Origin of the sequence: Stenotrophomonas sp. 2694, from assembly GCF_040548715.1 — a bacterium.
GTDB lineage: Bacteria > Pseudomonadota > Gammaproteobacteria > Xanthomonadales > Xanthomonadaceae > Stenotrophomonas > Stenotrophomonas indicatrix.
The window spans coordinates 22967-42497 of the sequence record NZ_JBEPSG010000012.1 but is presented as its reverse complement, the minus strand read 5'-3'; the positions used below and the strand labels follow the sequence as shown (position 1 = coordinate 42497).

Genomic DNA, 19531 nt, shown 5'->3' with positions numbered 1-19531 from the left:
GAACGAAAAAAAGGGGAGACCGCCCCACTACGACCGGTCTCCCCCCACCACAACACGTTTCCGCCCCTCCGGTCGAGCAAGCTCGACCACTACACCTACACCGGGGTTCCCGCCACGACCTCGCGGCCGCGAGCGCGCTGGATCAGCCGCACCACCGCATTGCGCAGGTCATCAAGCACCGCGTAGATCGTCGGCAGGAACAGCAGGCTGACCACGGTAGAGAACGCCAGGCCACCGGCAATCGCACGCGCCATCGGCGAGTACTCCGGCCCGTTGCCGAACATCTGTGTATCGGTCAGCGAGATCGGCACCATCGCCAGGATCGCCGTGCCCATGGTCATCATGATCGGGCGCAGACGCTCGCGTGAGCCCTCCACCAGCGCCTGGGTACGGCCCATCCCGCCCCGGCGCAGATTGTTGATGTGCTCGATCATCACGATGCCGTTGTTCACCACCACGCCCATCAGCACCAGGATGCCGATGAAGGACATGATCCCGAACGAGGTGCCGGTGATCCAGAACAGCCAGAACACGCCGAAGATCGAGAACAGCACGCCGCTCATGATCGCCGCCGGGAACAGCAGCGATTCGAACACTGCGGCCATCACCACGTAGATCATCACCAGCGCGATCAGCAGGTTGAACACCATCTGCTGCATCGCCTCGTTGTCATCGCCGTAGTCGCCGCCATCGAAGGTGAAGCCGTAGCCGGCCGGGAAGTTCATCGGCTTGAGCACTGCTTCCATGGCCTTGCGGCCGTCCGGTGCGGTGATCTTCTCGGCCAGGTTGGCCTTGATGGTCAACGTGGTCTGGCGGTTGGTGCGACCGATCTGGGTCGCCGAGGAACCCACATCGACACTGACCAGGCTCAACAGCGGTACGCTGCGGCCGTCGCCGGTGCGCACGCTGAAACCGGCCAGGTCTTCAGGGCTGCTCTGTTCGGCACCGGCGAAGCGCACCCATACCGGCACTTCGTTGTCGCCACGACGGAACTCGCGCATCGGCGCGCCACGCAGCGCCAGGCCGACGAAACTGGCAACCTGCTCGGCATTGAATCCGAAGGCCGCTGCGCGCTCGCGGTCGACGTGCACTTTCAGCTCACCGCCCTTCTCGCCGTTGTCGATGCGGACATCGCGCAGCTCGGCGCGCTGCGCCAGCAGCGGCAGCACTTCCTGGCCGATCTCCTGCAGCATCGCGCTGGAGTCGCCGACCAGCTGCACCTGCACGCCCTGGTTGCCGCCACCGCCACCATCCCCGCCCTGGTTGCCGACGAAGTAGTCGGTACGCGCGGATTTCGGCAGCCCTTTGCGCAGTTCTTCCTGCAGCGCCTTGATGTCCTTGGCGTACTTCTCGTCCAGGGTGACCACGGTCGAACTGCCTTCCTGTTCGCTGTACCAGGAATAGACCTGCTGCACGTGCAGGCGCTCGCGGTTCTGCTCGATCCAGCCTTCGACACGGGCCACTTCCTCGGACATCTGCCGGTAGGTGTAGGCGCCCTTCCACATGTAGCCGATGAAGATGTCCTTGCCACCATCGCCACCGAACATGTCGATCTTGGTCAGCTTCATCGGCACCAGGCTGACCAGCACCACCAGCAGGATGCCCAGCAGGCTCCAGCCGCGATGGCGCAGTGACCAGTCCAACAGCTGCGCGTAGCGGCGCTGCAGGCGCGCGATCACGCCGGTCTGCGAGTGCACCAGCTTCGGCGTGGCCATGCGTGCGGACAGCATCGGGATCAGGCTGACCGCCACCAGCCACGAGGCCAGCAGGGAGACCGAGATGGTGATCGCGATCTGCGCCATGAAGATGCTGATGTTGTTGGTTTCACCAAACAGGTTGGGCACGAACACGATGCAGTGGCACAAGGTGCCGGCGCTGAGCGCGATGGCAACGTTGCGGGTGCCGATGATCGAGGCCAGGCGTGGCTGGTCCGGCAGCCGCTCACGTTCCTGGTAGATGCTCTCGACCACCACCACTGCATTGTCGACCAGCATGCCCACGGCCAGCAGCAGACCCATCATGGTCAGGATGTTGAGCGTGACGCCGGCGAAATACATGAAGCCCAGGGTGATGGTGAAGCAGATCGGAATGGCCAGGGTCACCATCAACGTGGACGGCCAGTGGCGCAGGAAGAAGAACAGCACCGTCACCGACAGGATCAGGCCGACACCGCCGGCCTCGGCCAGCTCCAGCAGGGACGAGGTCACCGCCTTGCCCTGGTTGTCGATCACCTTGATCTGCACGTCGCGCATCGATGCCTGCGCGCGGATCGCTTCAACCTCGGCAAGCGCGCCGCGCGAGACGTCCACCAGGTTGGCGCTGCGTTCCTTGTAGATGTCCAGGCCGACGGCAGGATTGCCATCCAGACGGCGGCCATAGCTCATGCGCGCCGGCTTCAGCCGCACATCGGCAATGTCACCCAGGCGCAGTCCCTTGGCATTGATCACCAGGTCACGCATTTCCTGCAGATCGGTGATCTCGCCCACCGGCTGCACGCGCACGCGCTGGCCGTTGTCGTCGATCTGCCCGGCCGAGATCGAGAAGTTCAGCGTGCGCAGGCGATCGCTCAGCTCGTTGATGCTCAGGCCGTGGGCGTTCAGGCGGTTCGGATCGATCGCGATCTCCACTTCGTTCGGTGGCGCGCCGGTGATCTCGACCCGGGCCACGCCCGGAATCCGCTCGATACGCCGCTTGAATTCGCGGTCGAGCATGTCATAGGCGGTGGTCAGGTCGGTGGTACTGGCCAGGCGCACCTTCAGCACCGGCTGGTCGCTGCTGGACCACTTGAACACGTTGTAGCGCTGCACATCGTCAGGCAGGTCGCTGCGGATCGCGTCGATGCGCTCGCGCGCATCTGAAGCGGCGATGGCGATATCACGATCCCAGTCACTGAACTCAATGAAGATCGACGCAGCTTCGGAGGTCGCCGACGACCGCATGCGCTTGATGCCGGTCATCGTCGCCAGCGACTCCTCCACCGGCCGGATGATGGTCCGCTCGACTTCTTCCGGGGTGGAGCCGGTATAGGGAATCTGCACGAACAGGAACGGTGCGGAGATGTCCGGCAGCGCTTCCAGTGGCAGCCGGAACGAGGCGATCAGGCCGACCACCACCAGCGACACGAAACACATGATGGTGGTGACCGGGCGGCGGATGGAGAACTCGGCAATGCTCATGCCGGTTCCTCCGCACCCGACGCACTGCCCTCGGCACCGTGAAGGCCCTCACCGGCATGCTTGCGACCGCGTTCGCGGTAGTAGGCATCGCCGCGGCGGTCCATCAGGTCGTACACCACCGGGATCACCAGCAGGGTCAACAGGGTCGACACCAGCAGGCCACCGATCACGGTGATCGCCATCGGTGCGCGCACTTCGGCGCCCTCGCCCATCGCCACCGCCAGCGGCAGGAAGCCGAACAGCGTGCACAGGGTGGTCATGATGATCGGCCGCAGGCGCGAACGCGCACCTTCCACCAGTGCCTCGTGCTTGGCAACGCCGGCCTCGCGCAGCTGGTTGACCTTGTCGATCAGGATGATCGCGTTCTTGGTGACCAGGCCGACCAGCAGGATCAGGCCGATGAACACCACCACCGAAATCGGCTTGCCGGTCAGCATCAACGCCAGGATCGCGCCGACCAGCGCCAGCGGGATGGTGAACAGGATCACGAACGGATGCAGCAGCGATTCGAACTGCGAGGCCATCACCAGGTAGACCAGGAAGATCGCCAGGCCGAAGGCGAAGATCAGCGACTTCGCCGCCTGTGCCAGTTCCTCGCCCTGGCCGCCGATGTGCAGGCCCACGCCAGCGCCCAGCGGCTGTTCGGACACCATCTGCTGTACTTCGCGCATGGCCGCGCCCAGGTCGATGTCGCGCAGGTTGGCCGAGACCACGGCCACCCGGGTCTGGTCGGCACGATGGATCTCGCTGGGGCCGGTGGTGGCCACCACGTCGGCAACCGCATCCAGGGTGACCGGACGGGTGCTGCCCGGATTGACGATCAACCGGCGGATGCTCTCCACGCTGGCACGATCGGTTTCCTGCGCGCGCACCAGCACGTCGATCTTGCGGTCGCGGAAGCTGTAGCGGGTGGCGACATCGCCGCGCACCTTCTTCACCACCACATCGGCGATCTGCCGCGTGGTCAGGCCCAGTGCACCGGCTCGCTCCTGGTCGAAGCGGATCTGGATTTCCGGGAAGCCCTCTTCCACGGTGGATTTGACGTCGGCGTAGTGCGCGTTGCCGCGCAGCAGCGCCGCCAGGCGCTGGCCCGCCACTTCCAGGGTTGCCATGTCCTGCCCACGCAGTTCGATTTCCAGCGGCGTGGAGAAGCTGAACAACGCCGGCCGCGCGAAGTCCACCTGCGCACCCGGGTGCTGGCCCATGGTGTCGCGCAGGCGCTCGGTGATCTCCGCTTCGGTCTGCGGGTTGCCGCCGCCTTCCATCACGATGGTCAGCTTGCCGATGTTCTCGCCACTCTCGGTCGGGCTGGCATCCAGGCGGGTACCGCTGCCGCTGACACCGTACAGCGATGCCACGCCTTCGCCCTTGCCATGCGCCAACTGCAGCTCACGCACCAGCGCATCGGTCTGCTTCAGCGGCGTGCCGGCCGGCAGCTTGACCGTCATTTCAAAACGGTCCTGCGCCAGCTGCGGGATCAGGTCGGCGCCGAGCATCGGCACCAGCGCCATCGTGCCGACAAACGCTAGCGCAGCCAGGCCCAGCACCTTGCCAGGGTGGGCCAACGCACCCGGCAGCAGCCGCAGGTAGCCACGTTCGGCACCGGCGTACGGCTTCATGGCGATGTCGCTGGCCTTGCGCATCACCGGGCCGACCACTGCAGCCACGCCACGGCAGAGGCGCACCACCAGCCATGCCAGCGCGTAGAAACTCCAGCGCATCGTCGCCACCACACCACGACGGCCGAGTGCGACCGGCTTCTGCCAGCGGCTCTGCGGCTGCCACGGCTCGGCTGCGGCTTCTTCCGGGAAGGCCAGCGGCGGCCGACCCTTCAGCGAGCTCAGCATCGGAATCAGGGTCATCGACACCAGCAGCGAAATCGCGATGGCGATGGCCACGGTCAACGCCTGGTCGCGGAACAGCTGGCCGGCGATGCCGTCGACGAACACCAGCGGCAGGAACACCGCGATGGTGGTCAGGGTCGAGGCGACCACGGCCATGCTCACTTCACGGGTACCGGCGATCGCCGCCTGCAGGATGCCCAGGCCGCGTTCACGCGCCTTGGCGATGCTCTCCAGCACCACGATGGAGTCATCCACCACCAAGCCGGTGGCCAGTGCCAGGCCGCCCAGCGACATCACGTTCAAGCTCAGGCCAAGCTGGCCCATGAAGAAGAACGTGGCGATGATCGAGACCGGCAACGACAGGCTGATCACGAACGTGCTCCAGCCGTCGCGCAGGAACAGGAAGATGATCAGGATCGCCAGCAGGCCACCGATCACCGCGTCCTTCTTGACGTCGGCGATGGCGTGCTCGATGAAGCGCGACTGGTCTTCGATCGTGGTCAGTTCGGCATCGGCCGGGAACGTTGCCTTGATCTGCTCCAGACGCTTGCGCAGCGCTTCGGCGGTGGCCACGGTATTGGCGTCGCCTTCCTTGTAGATCGCCAGTTCGACCGATTCCTTGCCGCCCAGGCGGATGACCGCTTCGCGTTCCTTGTAGCCCTGGCGCACGGTGGCCACGTCCTTCAGGCGCACCGGCACGCCGTTGGCGACCACGCTGGAGGCGCCGCCAGAGGAAGCGCTCTGTGCAGCGGAGGCGGCGGCGACGGCTGCAGCCGAGCCCGTAGAGGCAGCGATGTTGAACATCTGCTGCAGCGCCGAGTCGGCCGCGCTGCCGTTGGCGGACTGGGTGGTGACCAGCAGGTTGCGGATTTCTTCCAGGTCGGCGAACTGGTTGACGGTGCGCACCAGGAAGCGCTGCGAGCCCTCCTCCAGGCGGCCGCCGGAAATGTTGATGTTCTCTTCCTTCAAGCGCTTGATGACGGTGTCGATCGGCAGGTTGAGCTGGGCCAGTTTCTGCTGGTCGATGTCGACCTGGATCTCGTCTTCCAGGCCACCGCCAACCTTCACCGCCGCCACGCCGGTAACCGGCTCCAGCTTCTTCTTCAGGTCTTCGTCGGCATAGCGACGCAGGCCGGTCAGTTCACGGATCGCTTCTTCGTCGGTCGCAGGCGCGGCCTTGGTCGACAGCACCAGGCGCATGATCGGCTCGGTGGACGGATTGAAGCGCAGCAGCACCGGCGCCTTGGCTTCCAGGGGCAGGTTCAGCGCTTCCATCTTGTCGCGCACTTCCAGGCTGGCCTGGTCCATGTTGGTGCCCCAGGCGAACTCGAGCACCACATCACTCTGGCCGGTACGCGAGACCGACTTCAGCTTGCGCAGGTTCTTGACCACGCCCACGGCTTCTTCGACCGGCTGGGTGATCAGGGTTTCCATTTCCGTCGGCGCCGCACCGGTGTACTCGGTGCGCACGGTCAGCGTCGGATAGCTCAGGTCGGGCAGCAGGTTGACCTTGAGGTTGCCCAGTGCGATCAGGCCGAACAGCAACAGGGTGACCGTGCACATGGCGATGGTGACGCGGCGGCGGGTGGCGAACTCCACCAGGCCGCCACGCATGCCTGCGGCGGCGCCATCGCTCCCGGGCGAGGCACCGTGATCGTGGCCGGGCGCGGTCATTGCGTGCTCCCGGCCTTCTCTGCCGGCTTGGCCGAGGCGGTTACGGTCTTCGCCTTGGCCTTCGGATCGGCGATCACCTGCACCGCGGTGCCGTCGCGCAGGGCGACCTTGCCGGCGGTGACGATCTGGTCACCCGCCGCCAGTCCCTCACGGATTTCCACCCACGGCCCTTCGGCGTAGCCAAGCTTCACCGGCACCCGCGCGACCTTGCCCTCGCGCACGCGGAACACTGCCGGCTCACCATCGTCCAGCAGTGCCAGGCGCGGCACCACCAGTGCATCGGCACGCTGGTCGTAGTCGATGCGGATACGGCCGAACATGCCCGGCTGCAGCGACTGCGCGGCACCGTCGAAAGCACTGACCACACGGAAGGTACCGCTGCCCGAATCCACTACCGGTGCGATGCGGTCGACGACGCCAGTGAAGGTCTGGCCCGGCAGCGCATCGGCCGACAGCGTGACCGGCTGGCCCGCACGCAAGGTCGCCAGCTCGCGCTCGGGCACGTTGAGGGTGGCTTCCAGCCGCGAGTTGTCGACGATGCGGAAGATCGGCGTGTTGATCTGCACGAAGTTGCCGGTCTTGATCGATCGCGAGGCGATCACGCCGGAAATCGGTGCGACCACGGTGGTGTAGGACAGTTCCAGCGTGGCCAGGCGGTACTGCGCGCGCACGTTTTCCAGGTCGTAGCGCAGCTGGTCGACATCGGCAGCGCTGACCATCTGCTGGCCGACCAGCTTCTGTGCGCGCTGGTAGTTGTTCTCCAGCTTGCGCATCTGCGCCTCGCTCTGGGCAACGGCCAGGCGTGCGCGGTCCGGATCCAGCCGCACCAGAGGCTGCCCGGCGCTGACCCGCTGCCCTTCCTCGACCAGTACCGCCAGCGCGACGCCCGAGGTCTTGGCGACCACCTGCGATTCGGCGCGCGGCTCCAGCGCCGCCGTTCCGGTGTAGCTGGCGGCCACCGCGCGGTGGCTGGCCACGGCCACTTCCACCGGCACCGCGTCGACCTTCTTCTCGTCCTTGGTCTCGGCCGCCTTGGCCTCGTTGTTGGGCCCAGCGGCGCAACCGCTCAGCAGCAGGGAGGTGGAGAGCAGCAGCGCGGCAGCGCAGAGTCCGCTGCGGGGGCCGGGCAGGAAGGTTTGGTGCGACATCGTCAGATCCCTGGAGGATGCGTGGGCAGGTGTGGTAGCAAAGTAATGCACCACTTCACGGCAACACCATATCCCAAAGGTCATGGTGTCTTCACGCCGCCGGTCGGGCCGACCCCATTTCAGCTAGATGAAACCTGAGGCTATACTCGGGTCGTTCCGTACCCCACGCCGGAACGACCAGACCCGAATCCCCGGAAAAGACACCATGCGCCCGCAGCCGCTCGCCGCTTGTCTCGCTCTGGCCGTCCTCCTGCCCCTCGGGGCCGCCGCACAGCCCGCACCTGCTCCTGCAGCACCACCCGCCCCGGCACCGGCTCCGGCCCCTGTGCCGGCGGCTGCCACGCCCACCGGCAGTTTCGACAATGGCCGTGTGCTGGCCTACACCTGCCAGGGTTGCCACGGCATCACCGGTTACAAGAACGCCTACCCCAGTTACCGGGTACCGAAGATCGGTGGCCAGACCCAGCAGTACCTGACCCAGGCCCTGACCGAGTACCGCCAGGGCAAGCGCCGGCATCCGACGATGCAGGCGCAGTCGATGAGTTTCAGCGAACAGGAGATCGCCGATCTCGCTGTTTACCTGTCCACCGTCAAGTAAGGCCCGCCCATGTCGAAAGCCGCGCATCCACTGCGTCACGCCATCGCCCTGTCCGTCGCCCTGCTGCTGGCGGCCTGCTCGCAGTCACAGGTGGAGAACAGCGAGAAATCCGCCGGCGATCCCGGCCATGCCAGCGGCGAGCACGGATCGTCTTCCTCCGCGGGCCTGCCTGCCGGGCGTGAAGCCGCCGGCGAGGCCCGCGCCAAGGTCAAGAGCAAGGCCACCAGCCAGAGCTGCATCGATTGCCACGGTGCCGACGGCAATGCGCCGATCGATCCGACCTATCCGAAGCTGGGTGGGCAATATGGCGATTACCTGGCGCATGCGCTGCAGGCCTACCGTGCCGGTGATCGCCAGCATGCGCTGATGACACCGCAGGCGAAGGACCTGAGCGATCAGGACATTGCCGATCTGGCCGCGTATTTCGGCAGCCGACCGAGCCAGCTGCGGGATCTGCACGGGGTCAAATGACCGCCGGCCCGCCCCAGTGGGTGCGGACCGTTGGCCGGTGGGTGCGCACCGTTGGTTGGTGGGTGCGGACCGTTGGTTGGTGGGTGCGGACCGTTGGTTGGTGGGTGCGGACCGTTGGTCCGCACGTATCCGGATATCCACGCATGGCGTGGATCTACTGAATCCGGCCGGCGCTCAGCCTTCCAGTTCTTCCCAGCGTGCGTACGCGGCATCCAGTTCGGCCTGCACCTTGGCCAGCTGCTGGGTGTGCGCGGTCACTTCGGCGCTGCTGCGCGTGTAGAACGACGGATCGTTCATTGCCGAGGTAAGCCCTTCGACATCGCCTTCCAGCTTTTCGATGGTCTTCGGCAGCTGTTCCAGCTCACGCGCTTCCTTGTAGGCGAGCTTGCGCTTGGGCGCTGCCGGTTCCGCAGCAGCCGCCGGGGCAGCGACCACCGGCTTGGCGGCAGCAACCACCGCAGGCGCAGCGGCCACGCTGGCCGCGTAACGCTGCCAGTCGCTGTAGCCGCCCACGTACTCGCCGATCACGCCATCGCCTTCCATCACCAGCGTGGAGGTCACCACGTTGTCGATGAAGTCACGATCATGGCTGACCAGCAGCAACGTGCCGTTGTATTCGCCCAGCAGCTCTTCCAGCAGCTCCAGGGTTTCCACGTCCAGATCGTTGGTCGGTTCGTCCATCACCAGCAGGTTGGACGGCTGCGCGAACAGCTTGGCCAGCAGCAGGCGGTTGCGCTCGCCACCGGACAGGCGGGTGATCGGCGCGCGCGCGCGCTCAGGGGTGAACATGAAGTCCTGCAGGTAGGCGTGCACGTGCTTGCGCTTGCCGTTGAACTCGAGGAAATCGCGGCCTTCGGCCACGTTCTCGATCGCGCTCCAGTCTTCGCGCAGCACTGCACGGTACTGGTCGAAGTACGCAACCTGCAGGTTGGTGCCGGCGTTGACCTCACCCTGCTGCGGCTGCAGTTCGCCCAGCAGCAGCTTCAACAGTGTGGTCTTGCCACTGCCGTTGGGGCCGATCAGGCCGATGCGGTCACCACGCAGGATGGTGGTGGAGAAATCGCGGACCATCGTGCGATCGCCGAAGGCGAACGAAATGTCCTTGATGTCGATGACCTTCTTGCCCGAGCTCACGCCCTGGGCCGCTTCCATCTTGACGTTGCCGCTGAGGTCGCGGCGCGCGGAACGCTCGTTGCGCATCGCCTTCAAGCGGCGTACGCGGCCTTCGTCGCGGGTGCGGCGTGCCTTGATGCCCTGGCGGATCCACACTTCTTCCTGCGCCAGCAGCTTGTCGAACCGTGCGTTTTCCTGGGCCTGCGCGTTGAGGCGTTCTTCGCGACGGCGCTCGTAGTTGGCCCAGTCGCCCGGCCAGCTGGTGACCTGGCCGCGGTCGATCTCGACGATGCGGGTGGCCAGTGCTCGAAGGAAGCGGCGGTCATGGGTGACGAACACCACGCTGCCGTTCCAGTTCTTGAGGAACATTTCGAGCCAGTCGATGGCTTCGATGTCGAGGTGGTTGGTCGGTTCGTCCAGCAGCAGCAGGTCGGGGCTGGAGACCAGCGCGCGGCCGAGCAGCACGCGGCGCTTCATGCCGCCGGACAGGCGCGCAAACTCCGCGTCGCCATCGAGGTCGAGCTTGGTCAGGGTCTCGCTGACGCGCTGGTCCAGGCCCCAGCCGTTGGCGGCATCGATCTTGGCCTGGACGTTGCCCAGCGCTTCGCCATCGAACACGTCGGCGTGGCTGAGGTGATGGAATTCGGCGAGCCATTGGCCCAGTTCGCCCAGGCCGTCGGCGACGACGTCGAACACGCTGCCAGCGGCGCCATGCGGCACCTCCTGCTCCAGGCGAGTCACGCGCACGCCCTGCTGCACGCGCACTTCACCGTCATCGGGCTTGTGGTCGCCGGACAGCAGCTTGAGCAGGGTCGATTTGCCGGCGCCGTTGCGGCCGATCAGGGCGATACGCTCGCCCGGCTCGATCGACAGTTCGGCTTTTTCCAGCAACAGCGGGCCGCCGACGCTGAAGTCGACGTTTTGCAGAGTAATCAGAGGCATCCGGCCATTGTAGCGGGTTGCGGGGCCTGGCCGGGCGGCGCCCGGCACCCGCAGAGGCCACGGCCGCAGCAACAGCAACAGCCAACCCCGACTTGCTGGAGGGATGGCGGGGTGGTGTGGGGCTTCAGGACACGCCGTAAACCCTTCCATGGGGGCTCGATGGCGCCATCCATGGCGCCAACGGTCCTGCAGCCCCACACCACCCCGCCTTCGACAGATCTCCGCTGCTGTTGGTAGGTGTCGACCTTGGTCGACACGTAGATCCACGCCATGCGTGGATGATCGCCGCAGGATCTTCCAAGGAATGCAATCGACTGGATACCTGCGGATTACCCCACTTCCCCCAACAACGCCTGCAAACCCGGCAACCACTGCTTGCCGGGGTGGCGTACCAGCCAGAGGGTGCGCTGCAGGATAGGAAGCGGGGTCTCGAGCACGCGCAGGCGGCCGAGGGCCAAGGGTTCTTCCAGGGCGTGGCGCGAGAGGCAGGCCAGGCCGAGGCCGGCGATGGCGGCTTGCTTGATGGCTTCGGTATTGCCCAGCTGCAGGGTCTGGGCGAAGCCGCGCAGATGCGGCAGCAATGCCTGTTCGACAGCCTCGCGGGTGCCTGAGCCGGGTTCGCGCAGCAGCCAGCGCGCTGCGCGCAGTTCATCCAGGGACCAGCGCGGGGGCGCATCCGCAGCCGCCACGATCACTAGCGGGTCCTGCTGCCACGCGGTCACCTGCAGCCCGCGTTCGTGGCACGGGCCTTCGATCAGTCCTGCATCCACGTCCAGCCGTTGAACGGCCGCCACCACGCCTGCGCTGTTGTCGATGCGCAGATCGACCTCGGCCTGCGGCGCCTGTCGCAGCAGCTCGGCGATACGCGGCGGCAGCAGGTAGTTGCCGATGGTGGTGCTGGCCGCCAACACCAGCCGCAGCGGCGCGCCTTGGGACGGGTCACCGCCCGCCGCCAATTGCCGCTCCAGATCGGCGGCATTGACCAACAGCGCGCGCGCCGGCTCCAGCAAGGCCCGGCCGTGGCCGTTCAGCGCCAGGCGACGGCCGATGCGGTCGAACAGCGGCGTGCCGAAGTGCGCTTCCAGCTCCTGCAGGGCGGCGCTGCTGGCGGACTGGGAAAGCGCGATGGCCTGGCCTGCGGCGGTGGTGCTGCCCTGGTCGGCGACGGCAACGAAGACCTGCAGCTGGCGGAGCGTCAGGCGCATGTCCGTTACCTGTGTTATGGGTAGGTTTCACCGATATTATTCGTTTTACGGGTCAATCGCATGGATGCAGGCTGTACGCCTCTCTCCCGCATCCCACCCGCCATGAACGCGCCTGCCCTGTCCCCCTGGTCCCTGCCCGCCCTGCGCCAGCGCTGGCAACTGCGCCTGCCCGGCCTGCTGCTGGTCGGCCTGGTGGCGGCGGCGTCGCTGTACCTGGCCGAGCTGCCCTGGCTGCAGGCGCATGGCCTGAGTGCGCTGACCGTCGCCATCGTCGCCGGCATCGTGGTCGGCAACACCTTGTACCCGCGACTGGCCCCCGCCAGCGCGGCGGGCGTGGGCTTCTCCAAGCACTGGCTGCTGCGTGCGGGCATCGTGCTGTACGGCCTGCGGCTGACCTTCCAGGACATCGGCCACGTCGGCGTCGCCGGCGTGCTGATGGACGTGCTGGTGGTGGCGAGCACCTTCGGCCTGGCGTGCTGGCTGGGTGTACGGGTGTTCAGGATGGAGCGCGAGGCCGCCATGCTGATCGGTGCCGGCAGCGCGATCTGCGGTGCAGCGGCGGTGATGGCCGCAGAGCCGGTGGTGCGCGGCCGCGCTGCGCAGGTGACGGTGGCGGTATCGACGGTGGTGGTGTTCGGCACGCTGGCCATGTTCCTGTACCCGGCGCTGTATGCGCTGGTGCAGTCGCACGGCTGGCTGGCAATGGACGCGCGGCAGTACGGCCTGTTCACCGGCGCCACCGTGCATGAAGTGGCACAGGTGGTGGCTGCCGGACGTGCGGTGGGCGAGTCAGCCGCCGATACCGCGGTCATCACCAAGATGGTGCGGGTGATGCTTCTGGCACCGTTCCTGATCGCACTGTCGCTGTGGCTGGCCCGTGGTGGCAAGGCGGCGGCGGACGGTGGCAAGGCCCGGATCGTGGTGCCGTGGTTCGCGTTCGGTTTCGTGGCGGTTGCCGGGCTCAACTCGCTGCATCTGCTGCCGGTGGGTGTGCAGGCCGGGCTGGTGCAGCTGGATACCGTGCTGCTGGCCATGGCGATGGCCGCGCTGGGCCTGACCACCCATGTGTCTGCGCTGCGCCAGGCCGGGTTGAAGCCGCTGCTGCTGGCATCGATCCTGTTCGCCTGGTTGCTGCTGGGTGGCCTGGCGATCCACCAGGGTGTGCTGGCGGTGCTGGGCTGAGGGCAACGTGGATCGTTAGACTTGAGGCATGCCAGTCTCCCCCGCCCTGCTGCAGATCCCGCTGCGCCTGCTGGATGATCGATATGGGCGGGGCAATGTCGATGAAGCCGAAGACACGCTGGTCGAGATCGTTCAGGCGGTGATGGGCGTGCAGGCAACCTTTTCGTTCGACGTCGACACGCGGCACGCCAACCCGTGGTTCCACCAGCTGCTGCTGGAGCCCCGGGTCGCTGGAAAACCGGCCACCCCGGAGCAGTTGCAGGCGATGGCTGCGCGGCTGGTGGTCATCGGGCTGGGTTGAGGGAACGTTCGGCCAAGGTGCCGACCAAGGTCGCCCGCTACCGGGCGCCCCCACAATCGTGAACGACGGCGGGACCGGGCGCGCGCGCAGGTACAATGCGCCATGACTGATTTCTCGACCCTGCCGCTGAGCCCGGCCCTGCAGCCCGGCCTGGATGCCCTCGGCTACACCACCCTCACGCCGATCCAGGCGCAGAGCCTGCCCGCCATCCTTGATGGCCGCGATGTGATCGCCCAGGCCCCGACCGGCAGCGGCAAGACCGCCGCCTTCGGTCTTGGCCTGCTGCAATCCATCGACCCCAGCCTGATCCGCGTACAGGCGCTGGTGCTGTGCCCCACCCGCGAGCTGGCCGACCAGGTGGCCAAGCAGATCCGCAAGCTGGCCACCGGCATCCCCAACCTGAAGCTGCTGCTGCTGACCGGCGGCACGCCGCTGGGCCCGCAGCTGGCGTCGCTGGAAAGCCACGACCCGCACGTGGTGGTCGGCACGCCCGGCCGCGTGCAGGAACTGGCGCGCAAGCGCGCACTGAATCTGGGCGCCGTGCGCACCCTGGTGCTGGATGAAGCCGACCGCATGCTCGATATGGGCTTCGAGGAACCGATCCGTGAGATCGCCGGCCGTACCCACCGCGATCGCCAGAGCCTGCTGTTCTCGGCAACCTTCCCCGACACCATCCGCGCCATGGCCCGCGACCTGCTGCGCGATGCCGTGGAAGTGACTGTGGAAGGCGCCGACCAGGCCCCGGCCATCCGCCACCTGTTCTGCGAAGTCGAACCGGCACACCGGCAGAAGGCACTGGCCGGCCTGCTGCTGAAGTACACGCCCGAATCGGCCGTGGTGTTCTGCAACACCCGCAAGGACGTGGACGAAGTGGCCAACTCGCTGCAGCAGTTCGGCTTCTCCGCGCTCGCCCTGCATGGCGACATGGAACAGCGCGACCGCGAGGAAGTGCTGCTGCGCCTGGCCAACCGCAGCTGCAACGTGCTGGTTGCCAGCGACGTTGCCGCACGCGGGCTGGATGTGGAAGAACTGGCTGCGGTGATCAACTACGAGCTGCCGACCGACGTCGAGAGCTACCAGCACCGTGTCGGCCGTACCGGTCGTGCCGGCGCCAGTGGCTTGGCGATCAGTCTGGTGGCGGGCCGCGAAAAGAACCGCGCCGACGCCATCGAAGCACAGCGCGGCGAGCCGCTGGATTGGCAGAAGACGCCGCTGGCGACGTCGCGCCCGGCCGAGCTGCCGCAGGCGGCGATGCGCACCCTGCGCATTGATGGCGGCAAGACCGACAAGCTGCGCGCAGGCGACATCCTCGGCGCCCTCACCGGCGATGCCGGCCTGTCGGCCAAGTTCATCGGCAAGATCGCGATCTTCCCGACCCGTTCCTACGTGGCGATCGCCCGCGAGCAGGTCAACAAGGCGGTGGCGAAGCTGGAAGCGGGCAAGATCAAGGGCCGTCGTTTCCGCGTGCGGATGATGTAATTGAAGGAGCGCTGCCGATCACGGTTGGCAGCGAGGTGACCTGGTAGTGGCCAACCTTGGTTGGCCCATCCATGCGGTGCCAACCAAGGTTGGCAACTACCGGTTCGCCGCGATTCGCTCGGGCAGGTGCCACCTTGGTTGGCACCTGCGCAATCAGAACACCAGTTCGGTATGCAGCGGCAGATCCGCTTCCCAGCGGCCACGGCCGCCCAGGCCGTCCAGCTCGACCAGCACGCCGGCGCCGACCACGTCCACGCCCAGGCGGCGCACCAGCGACAACGCAGCAACCAGCGTACCGCCGGTTGCCAGCACGTCGTCGATGATCGCTACGCGCGCGCCGGCCGGCAGCGCGTCGGCATGCACTTCAATGCAGTCGCTGCGGTATTCCAGCGTGTATTCCTCGCGCAGCACCTTGCCCGGCAGCTTGCCCGGCTTGCGCACCGGCACGAAGCCCACGCCCAGTTCCAGCGCCATGGCCGCACCGAGGATGAAGCCGCGCGATTCGATGCCGACCACCGCGTCCAGCTTCTGATCGCGCCAGCGATCGGCCATCGCCACGATCGCGCCACGGAAGTCCTCGCTGTGAGCGAGCAGCGGCATGATGTCCTTGAACAGGATGCCCGGCTTCGGGAAATCAGCGATGTCGCGCAGGCGTGAGGCCCAGGCGGGGACGGCCACGGTGGCGTCGGTCATTGCAGCTACCAGCTTGTATGGCGGCATAGGGTAACCGGTTCGCCCGTGCCCTGCCCGTTCCCGGCACCACTGCGCCGCTGCGTTCCACCGATGGCGCCGTGGGGCATCACGCCAAAATCGCACACGCGTGCGATAATCGCCCTAACCGGTCATTCACCCAGCCTGCGTCATAAGCAGGCCGACGCCTGCCCGCTGTCACGGCCCGCAGCCGCCCGGGATGCCGTTGGCCCCCGCCACGCCTGGCGCGCGCGGGGCTTTCCCCGCCTCCGCGCGGGTTTTTCGCAATGAGGTTCATGCAACGTGGACGAGACGACGAGAGTTCCGGCCCTGTGCCGTGTGCTGGTGGTCCTGCTCGGCATCCTGGTGACCCTGTTCGGCCTGGCTCTGCTGGTCGGCGGTGTACGCCTGGTGCAGCTGGGGGGCAGTTGGTATTTCCTGCTGATGGGTGCGGTGTCGGCGGTAGCCGGCGTACTGCTGGCGATGCGCCGGCCGAACGGTGCGCTGCTGTACGGCCTGGCCTTCCTGGCCACGCTGTTGTGGGCACTGGTGGATGCCGGCTGGAATTTCTGGCCGCTGGTGTCGCGGCTGGTGATGCCGGCGGTGCTGGCCCTTCTGGTCGCCCTGGCGTGGCCGGTGCTGCGCCGCAGCCGAGGCCAGGTTGCCGGTCGCGGCGCCTATGGCGTGGCCGCCGTGCTGCTGGTTGGCCTGCTGGGCACTGCGGTGTCGGCGTTCCAGCCGCGCCCGGTACAGACCGCGCAGGGCACCACGCCGCCGGTGGTGCCGGTGGCCAAGGGCGCTGAACAGCGCGACTGGATGCACTGGGGCAACACCACCGCCGGCACCCGCTTTGCCGCGCTGGACCAGATCACCCCGGCCAACGTGAAGGAACTGCAGGTTGCCTGGACGGCGCGCACCGGCGATGTGCCGGAAAGCAACGGTTTCGGTGCCGAGGACCAGAACACCCCGCTGCAGATCGGCGACACCCTGTTCCTGTGCACCCCGCACAACCAGGTGATCGCCATCGATGCCGATTCCGGCAAGCAGCGCTGGGCCTTCGACCCCAAGGCCACCGCGCCGAACTGGCAACGCTGCCGCGGTCTGGGCTATTTCGACGCAACCACTGCACCGTCTGCTGCAGTTGCAGCCGCTCCGGCACCTGCGCCGCTGCCGGCCGCCGAAACGGCCAGCACGGGCCCGGCGCTGTGCGGGAAGCGCATCCTGATGACCTCCATCGATGCGCGCCTGTTCGCGCTGGATGCGAAGACCGGCGCGCTGTGCCCGGACTTCGGCAGCAACGGCGTGGTCGACCTGAAGGCCGGCATGGGCGAGATCAAGCCGGGCTTCTACACCCTCACCGCCGCACCGTTGGTGGCCGGCGAACTGATCGTGGTCGGTGGCCGCGTGGCCGACAACATCGAAGTGGGTGAGCCGTCCGGCGTGGTGCGTGCCTACAACGTGCGCACCGGCGCGCTGGCCTGGGTCTGGGATCTTTCCAGGGAAACCCCGGACGTGCCGCTGGATCCGTCGATCCACTACACGCGCGCCACGCCGAACGTGTGGACCTCGATGGCCTACGACCCGCAGCTGGGCCTGGTCTACCTGCCCACCGGCAACACCACGCCTGACCAGTGGGCCGGCGAGCGCACCCCGCAGGATGACAAGTACAGTTCGGCGGTGGTTGCGCTGGACGTGGCCACCGGCAAGGAGCGCTGGGTCTACCAGACCGTGCACCACGATCTGTGGGACTACGACCTGCCCGCGCAGCCGACCCTGACCGACGTGCCCGACGGCAAGGGCGGCACGCTGCCGGCCCTGCTGCAGATCACCAAGGCCGGGCAGATCTTCATGCTCAATCGCCAGACCGGCGTGCCGATCAGCGAAGTGCGCAACATCCCCGCGCCGCAGGGCAATGCGCAGGGCGAACGCTATGCCGCCACCCAGCCGCTGTCGGTTGGCCTGCCGCAGATCGGCGCGCAGACGCTGACCGAGTCGGACATGTGGGGCGCCACCCCGATCGACCAGATGCTGTGCCGCATCCAGTTCAAGCAGTTCCGCTACGACGGCATGTACACGCCGCCGGGCGAAGACCTCGCGCTGCAGTGGCCCGGTTCGCTGGGTGGCATGAACTGGGGCAGCGCCTCGGTCGACCCCACCACCGGCTACCTGTTCGTCAATGACATGCGCCTGGGCCTGTGGACCAAGCTGATCCCGCGCGCGCAGATGACCAGCGGCGACGGTGGCGTGGAAATGGGTGCGGCCTCGCAGACCGGCACGCCGTACGGCTCGCTGCGCGACCGCTTCCTGTCCAAGCTGGGCATTCCCTGCCAGAAACCGCCGTTCGGCACGATGTCGGCGATCAACCTGGCCACCCGCCAGCTGGTCTGGCAGGTGCCGGTGGGCACGGTGAAGGACACCGGGCCGATGGGCATCAAGATGGGCCTGCCGATTCCGATCGGCATGCCGACCCTGGGCGGTTCGCTGGCCACGCAGTCGGGCCTGCTGTTCTTCGCCGGTACGCAGGATTACTACCTTCGCGCCTATGACAGCCGCACCGGCGAGGAAGTGTGGAAGGCCCGCATGCCGGTTGGCAGCCAGGGCACGCCGATGACCTACGTCTCGCCGAAGACCGGTCGCCAGTACGTGGTGATTTCCGCCGGTGGCGCACGCCAGTCACCGGACCGTGGCGACTACGTGATCGCCTACGCGCTGCCCGAGCGCAAGTGACCGGCGCCATGCGGCGCAGCCTCGCAGGCTGCGCCGCGTGGGTACCGGTTGCTGGTTCGAGCCCTTACCATGCGAGGTCGAACCCGATGAAAGCTGCTGCCATGCCTGCCGTTCCTCCCAGCCGTCGACCCAAGCGCACCCCTGCCCCCCCGCAGGATCGTGGCCTGGCCCATGAGCTGATGCAGCAGATCCAGGACAACCAAGGCGATCCGGACTTCATGACGTCGCTCGGCCGCGGCCTGGCCGTGCTGAGCGTGTTCTCGCAGCACCCGCGCGAAGTGACGATGTCACAGATCAGCAGCGATACCGGCATTTCCCGCGCAGCGGTACGGCGCGTGCTGTACACGCTGGAAAAGCTCGGCTACGTGGGTGAACAGGGCCGCGGCTTCGTGCTGCTGCCGCGCGTGCTGGGCATGGGCGGCGCCTATGTCGCGTCGTCGTCGATGACCGCTGCTGCGCAACCGGTGCTGGATGCCCTGCGCGATGCCGTGCACGAATCCTGCTCGCTGGGCGTGCTCGATGGCGATGACATCCTGTACGTGGCGCGCGCGGAAACCGTACGCATCATGTCGATCGGCCTGCGCGCAGGCAGCCGCCTGCCGGCCTACTGCACCTCGATGGGCCGCGTGCTGCTGGCCTCGTTGCCGCGCGACACGCTGGAAGGCTACCTGGAACGCAACCCGCTGCGGCCGCGTACTGAACGCACGGTCACCCGCATGGATGACTTCCTCGACCTGCTGGAAAAGGTGCGCCGCGAAGGCGCGTCGCTGGTCGACCAGGAACTGGAGATCGGCCTGCGCTCGATCGCCGTGCCAGTGCGTTCGCGCAGCGGCGATGTCGTGGCCGCGCTGAACATCGGCACCCAGGCGGGCCGTATCGGCCTGGGCGTGATGCAGACCCAGCTGTTGCCGCGCCTGCGCGAAGCCGCACAGCGGCTGGGCACGTTGTTGAATTGAGGTACAGCCGCCGGGCATGGCCCGG

Annotated in this window: 13 protein-coding genes; 7 read left to right on the top strand and 6 right to left on the bottom strand. The window is 67.1% G+C overall.

The features are described 5' to 3' along the window. Nucleotides 1-95 precede the first annotated feature (95 nt). From ABIA73_RS14580 to ABIA73_RS14570, 3 genes are read right to left on the bottom strand one after another with little or no spacing between them, the layout of a single operon-like run. Nucleotides 96-3176 (bottom strand): efflux RND transporter permease subunit, encoded by a 3081-nt coding sequence (locus tag ABIA73_RS14580; RefSeq protein WP_354275959.1) that lies wholly within the window; start codon nucleotides 3174-3176, stop codon nucleotides 96-98. Further along, nucleotides 3173-6694 carry an efflux RND transporter permease subunit gene (locus ABIA73_RS14575; protein WP_032977576.1) on the bottom strand — a complete coding sequence of 1174 codons (3522 nt, stop codon included), beginning with the start codon at nucleotides 6692-6694 and terminating at the stop codon, nucleotides 3173-3175. The genes ABIA73_RS14580 and ABIA73_RS14575 overlap by 4 nt, the downstream gene beginning before the upstream one ends. Continuing rightward, the gene (locus ABIA73_RS14570) at nucleotides 6691-7842 is read right to left on the bottom strand and encodes an efflux RND transporter periplasmic adaptor subunit (RefSeq protein WP_025875055.1); all 1152 of its coding nucleotides are present in this window, start codon (nucleotides 7840-7842) and stop codon (nucleotides 6691-6693) included. The genes ABIA73_RS14575 and ABIA73_RS14570 overlap by 4 nt, the downstream gene beginning before the upstream one ends. A gap of 205 nt (nucleotides 7843-8047) precedes the next feature. Here ABIA73_RS14570 and ABIA73_RS14565 point away from each other — a divergent pair, with 205 nt between their 5' ends. Together ABIA73_RS14565 and ABIA73_RS14560 are read left to right on the top strand one after the other, a co-directional pair. Further along, nucleotides 8048-8440: a c-type cytochrome gene (locus tag ABIA73_RS14565; protein ID WP_025875058.1), complete on the top strand. Its 393-nt coding sequence runs from the start codon at nucleotides 8048-8050 to the stop codon at nucleotides 8438-8440. A gap of 9 nt (nucleotides 8441-8449) precedes the next feature. After that, on the top strand, nucleotides 8450-8911 hold the full coding sequence (locus ABIA73_RS14560) for a c-type cytochrome (protein WP_032977578.1): 462 nt from the start codon (nucleotides 8450-8452) through the stop codon (nucleotides 8909-8911). Between the two features lie 174 nt (nucleotides 8912-9085). Here ABIA73_RS14560 and ABIA73_RS14555 read toward each other — a convergent pair whose 3' ends face one another. Both ABIA73_RS14555 and ABIA73_RS14550 read right to left on the bottom strand, forming a co-directional pair. Continuing rightward, nucleotides 9086-10966 carry an ATP-binding cassette domain-containing protein gene (locus ABIA73_RS14555; RefSeq protein WP_025875062.1) on the bottom strand — a complete coding sequence of 627 codons (1881 nt, stop codon included), beginning with the start codon at nucleotides 10964-10966 and terminating at the stop codon, nucleotides 9086-9088. Nucleotides 10967-11295: 329 nt separating this feature from the next. Next, complete coding sequence (locus ABIA73_RS14550) at nucleotides 11296-12171, bottom strand: LysR family transcriptional regulator (protein WP_354275958.1); 876 nt, start codon at nucleotides 12169-12171, stop codon at nucleotides 11296-11298. Between the two features lie 102 nt (nucleotides 12172-12273). On the opposite strand from ABIA73_RS14550, the gene ABIA73_RS14545 reads away from it, so the two are divergent. The 3 genes from ABIA73_RS14545 to dbpA all read left to right on the top strand — a co-directional run bounded on the left by ABIA73_RS14545 (nucleotide 12274) and on the right by dbpA (nucleotide 15133). Then, a complete protein-coding gene (locus tag ABIA73_RS14545; protein ID WP_025875068.1) occupies nucleotides 12274-13353 on the top strand; it encodes a YeiH family protein in 1080 nt (359 codons plus the stop codon). 28 nt (nucleotides 13354-13381) lie between these two features. Beyond that, a complete protein-coding gene (locus ABIA73_RS14540) occupies nucleotides 13382-13654 on the top strand; it encodes a hypothetical protein (RefSeq protein ID WP_059063880.1) in 273 nt (90 codons plus the stop codon). 102 nt (nucleotides 13655-13756) lie between these two features. Then, on the top strand, nucleotides 13757-15133 hold the full coding sequence (gene dbpA / locus ABIA73_RS14535) for an ATP-dependent RNA helicase DbpA (RefSeq protein ID WP_025875072.1): 1377 nt from the start codon (nucleotides 13757-13759) through the stop codon (nucleotides 15131-15133). 153 nt (nucleotides 15134-15286) lie between these two features. On the opposite strand, the gene ABIA73_RS14530 is transcribed toward dbpA, so the two are convergent. Next, entirely contained in the window at nucleotides 15287-15826 is a 540-nt protein-coding gene (locus ABIA73_RS14530) for an adenine phosphoribosyltransferase (RefSeq protein ID WP_032951771.1), read from the bottom strand. Between the two features lie 300 nt (nucleotides 15827-16126). Here ABIA73_RS14530 and ABIA73_RS14525 point away from each other — a divergent pair, with 300 nt between their 5' ends. Beyond that, entirely contained in the window at nucleotides 16127-18550 is a 2424-nt protein-coding gene (locus tag ABIA73_RS14525) for a membrane-bound PQQ-dependent dehydrogenase, glucose/quinate/shikimate family (RefSeq protein WP_134832396.1), read from the top strand. A 101-nt stretch (nucleotides 18551-18651) separates the two neighbouring features. After that, nucleotides 18652-19506 carry an IclR family transcriptional regulator domain-containing protein gene (locus ABIA73_RS14520; RefSeq protein WP_354275957.1) on the top strand — a complete coding sequence of 285 codons (855 nt, stop codon included), beginning with the start codon at nucleotides 18652-18654 and terminating at the stop codon, nucleotides 19504-19506. Nucleotides 19507-19531: the final 25 nt, after the last annotated feature.

Coding starts and splice junctions, on each gene's coding strand:
- ABIA73_RS14580 (WP_354275959.1), bottom strand. CDS start 3,176: ATGAGCATTGCCGAGTTCTCCATCCGCCGCCCGGTCACCACCATCATG.
- ABIA73_RS14575 (WP_032977576.1), bottom strand. CDS start 6,694: ATGACCGCGCCCGGCCACGATCACGGTGCCTCGCCCGGGAGCGATGGC.
- ABIA73_RS14570 (WP_025875055.1), bottom strand. CDS start 7,842: ATGTCGCACCAAACCTTCCTGCCCGGCCCCCGCAGCGGACTCTGCGCT.
- ABIA73_RS14565 (WP_025875058.1), top strand. CDS start 8,048: ATGCGCCCGCAGCCGCTCGCCGCTTGTCTCGCTCTGGCCGTCCTCCTG.
- ABIA73_RS14560 (WP_032977578.1), top strand. CDS start 8,450: ATGTCGAAAGCCGCGCATCCACTGCGTCACGCCATCGCCCTGTCCGTC.
- ABIA73_RS14555 (WP_025875062.1), bottom strand. CDS start 10,966: ATGCCTCTGATTACTCTGCAAAACGTCGACTTCAGCGTCGGCGGCCCG.
- ABIA73_RS14550 (WP_354275958.1), bottom strand. CDS start 12,171: ATGCGCCTGACGCTCCGCCAGCTGCAGGTCTTCGTTGCCGTCGCCGAC.
- ABIA73_RS14545 (WP_025875068.1), top strand. CDS start 12,274: ATGAACGCGCCTGCCCTGTCCCCCTGGTCCCTGCCCGCCCTGCGCCAG.
- ABIA73_RS14540 (WP_059063880.1), top strand. CDS start 13,382: ATGCCAGTCTCCCCCGCCCTGCTGCAGATCCCGCTGCGCCTGCTGGAT.
- dbpA (WP_025875072.1), top strand. CDS start 13,757: ATGACTGATTTCTCGACCCTGCCGCTGAGCCCGGCCCTGCAGCCCGGC.
- ABIA73_RS14530 (WP_032951771.1), bottom strand. CDS start 15,826: ATGACCGACGCCACCGTGGCCGTCCCCGCCTGGGCCTCACGCCTGCGC.
- ABIA73_RS14520 (WP_354275957.1), top strand. CDS start 18,652: ATGCCTGCCGTTCCTCCCAGCCGTCGACCCAAGCGCACCCCTGCCCCC.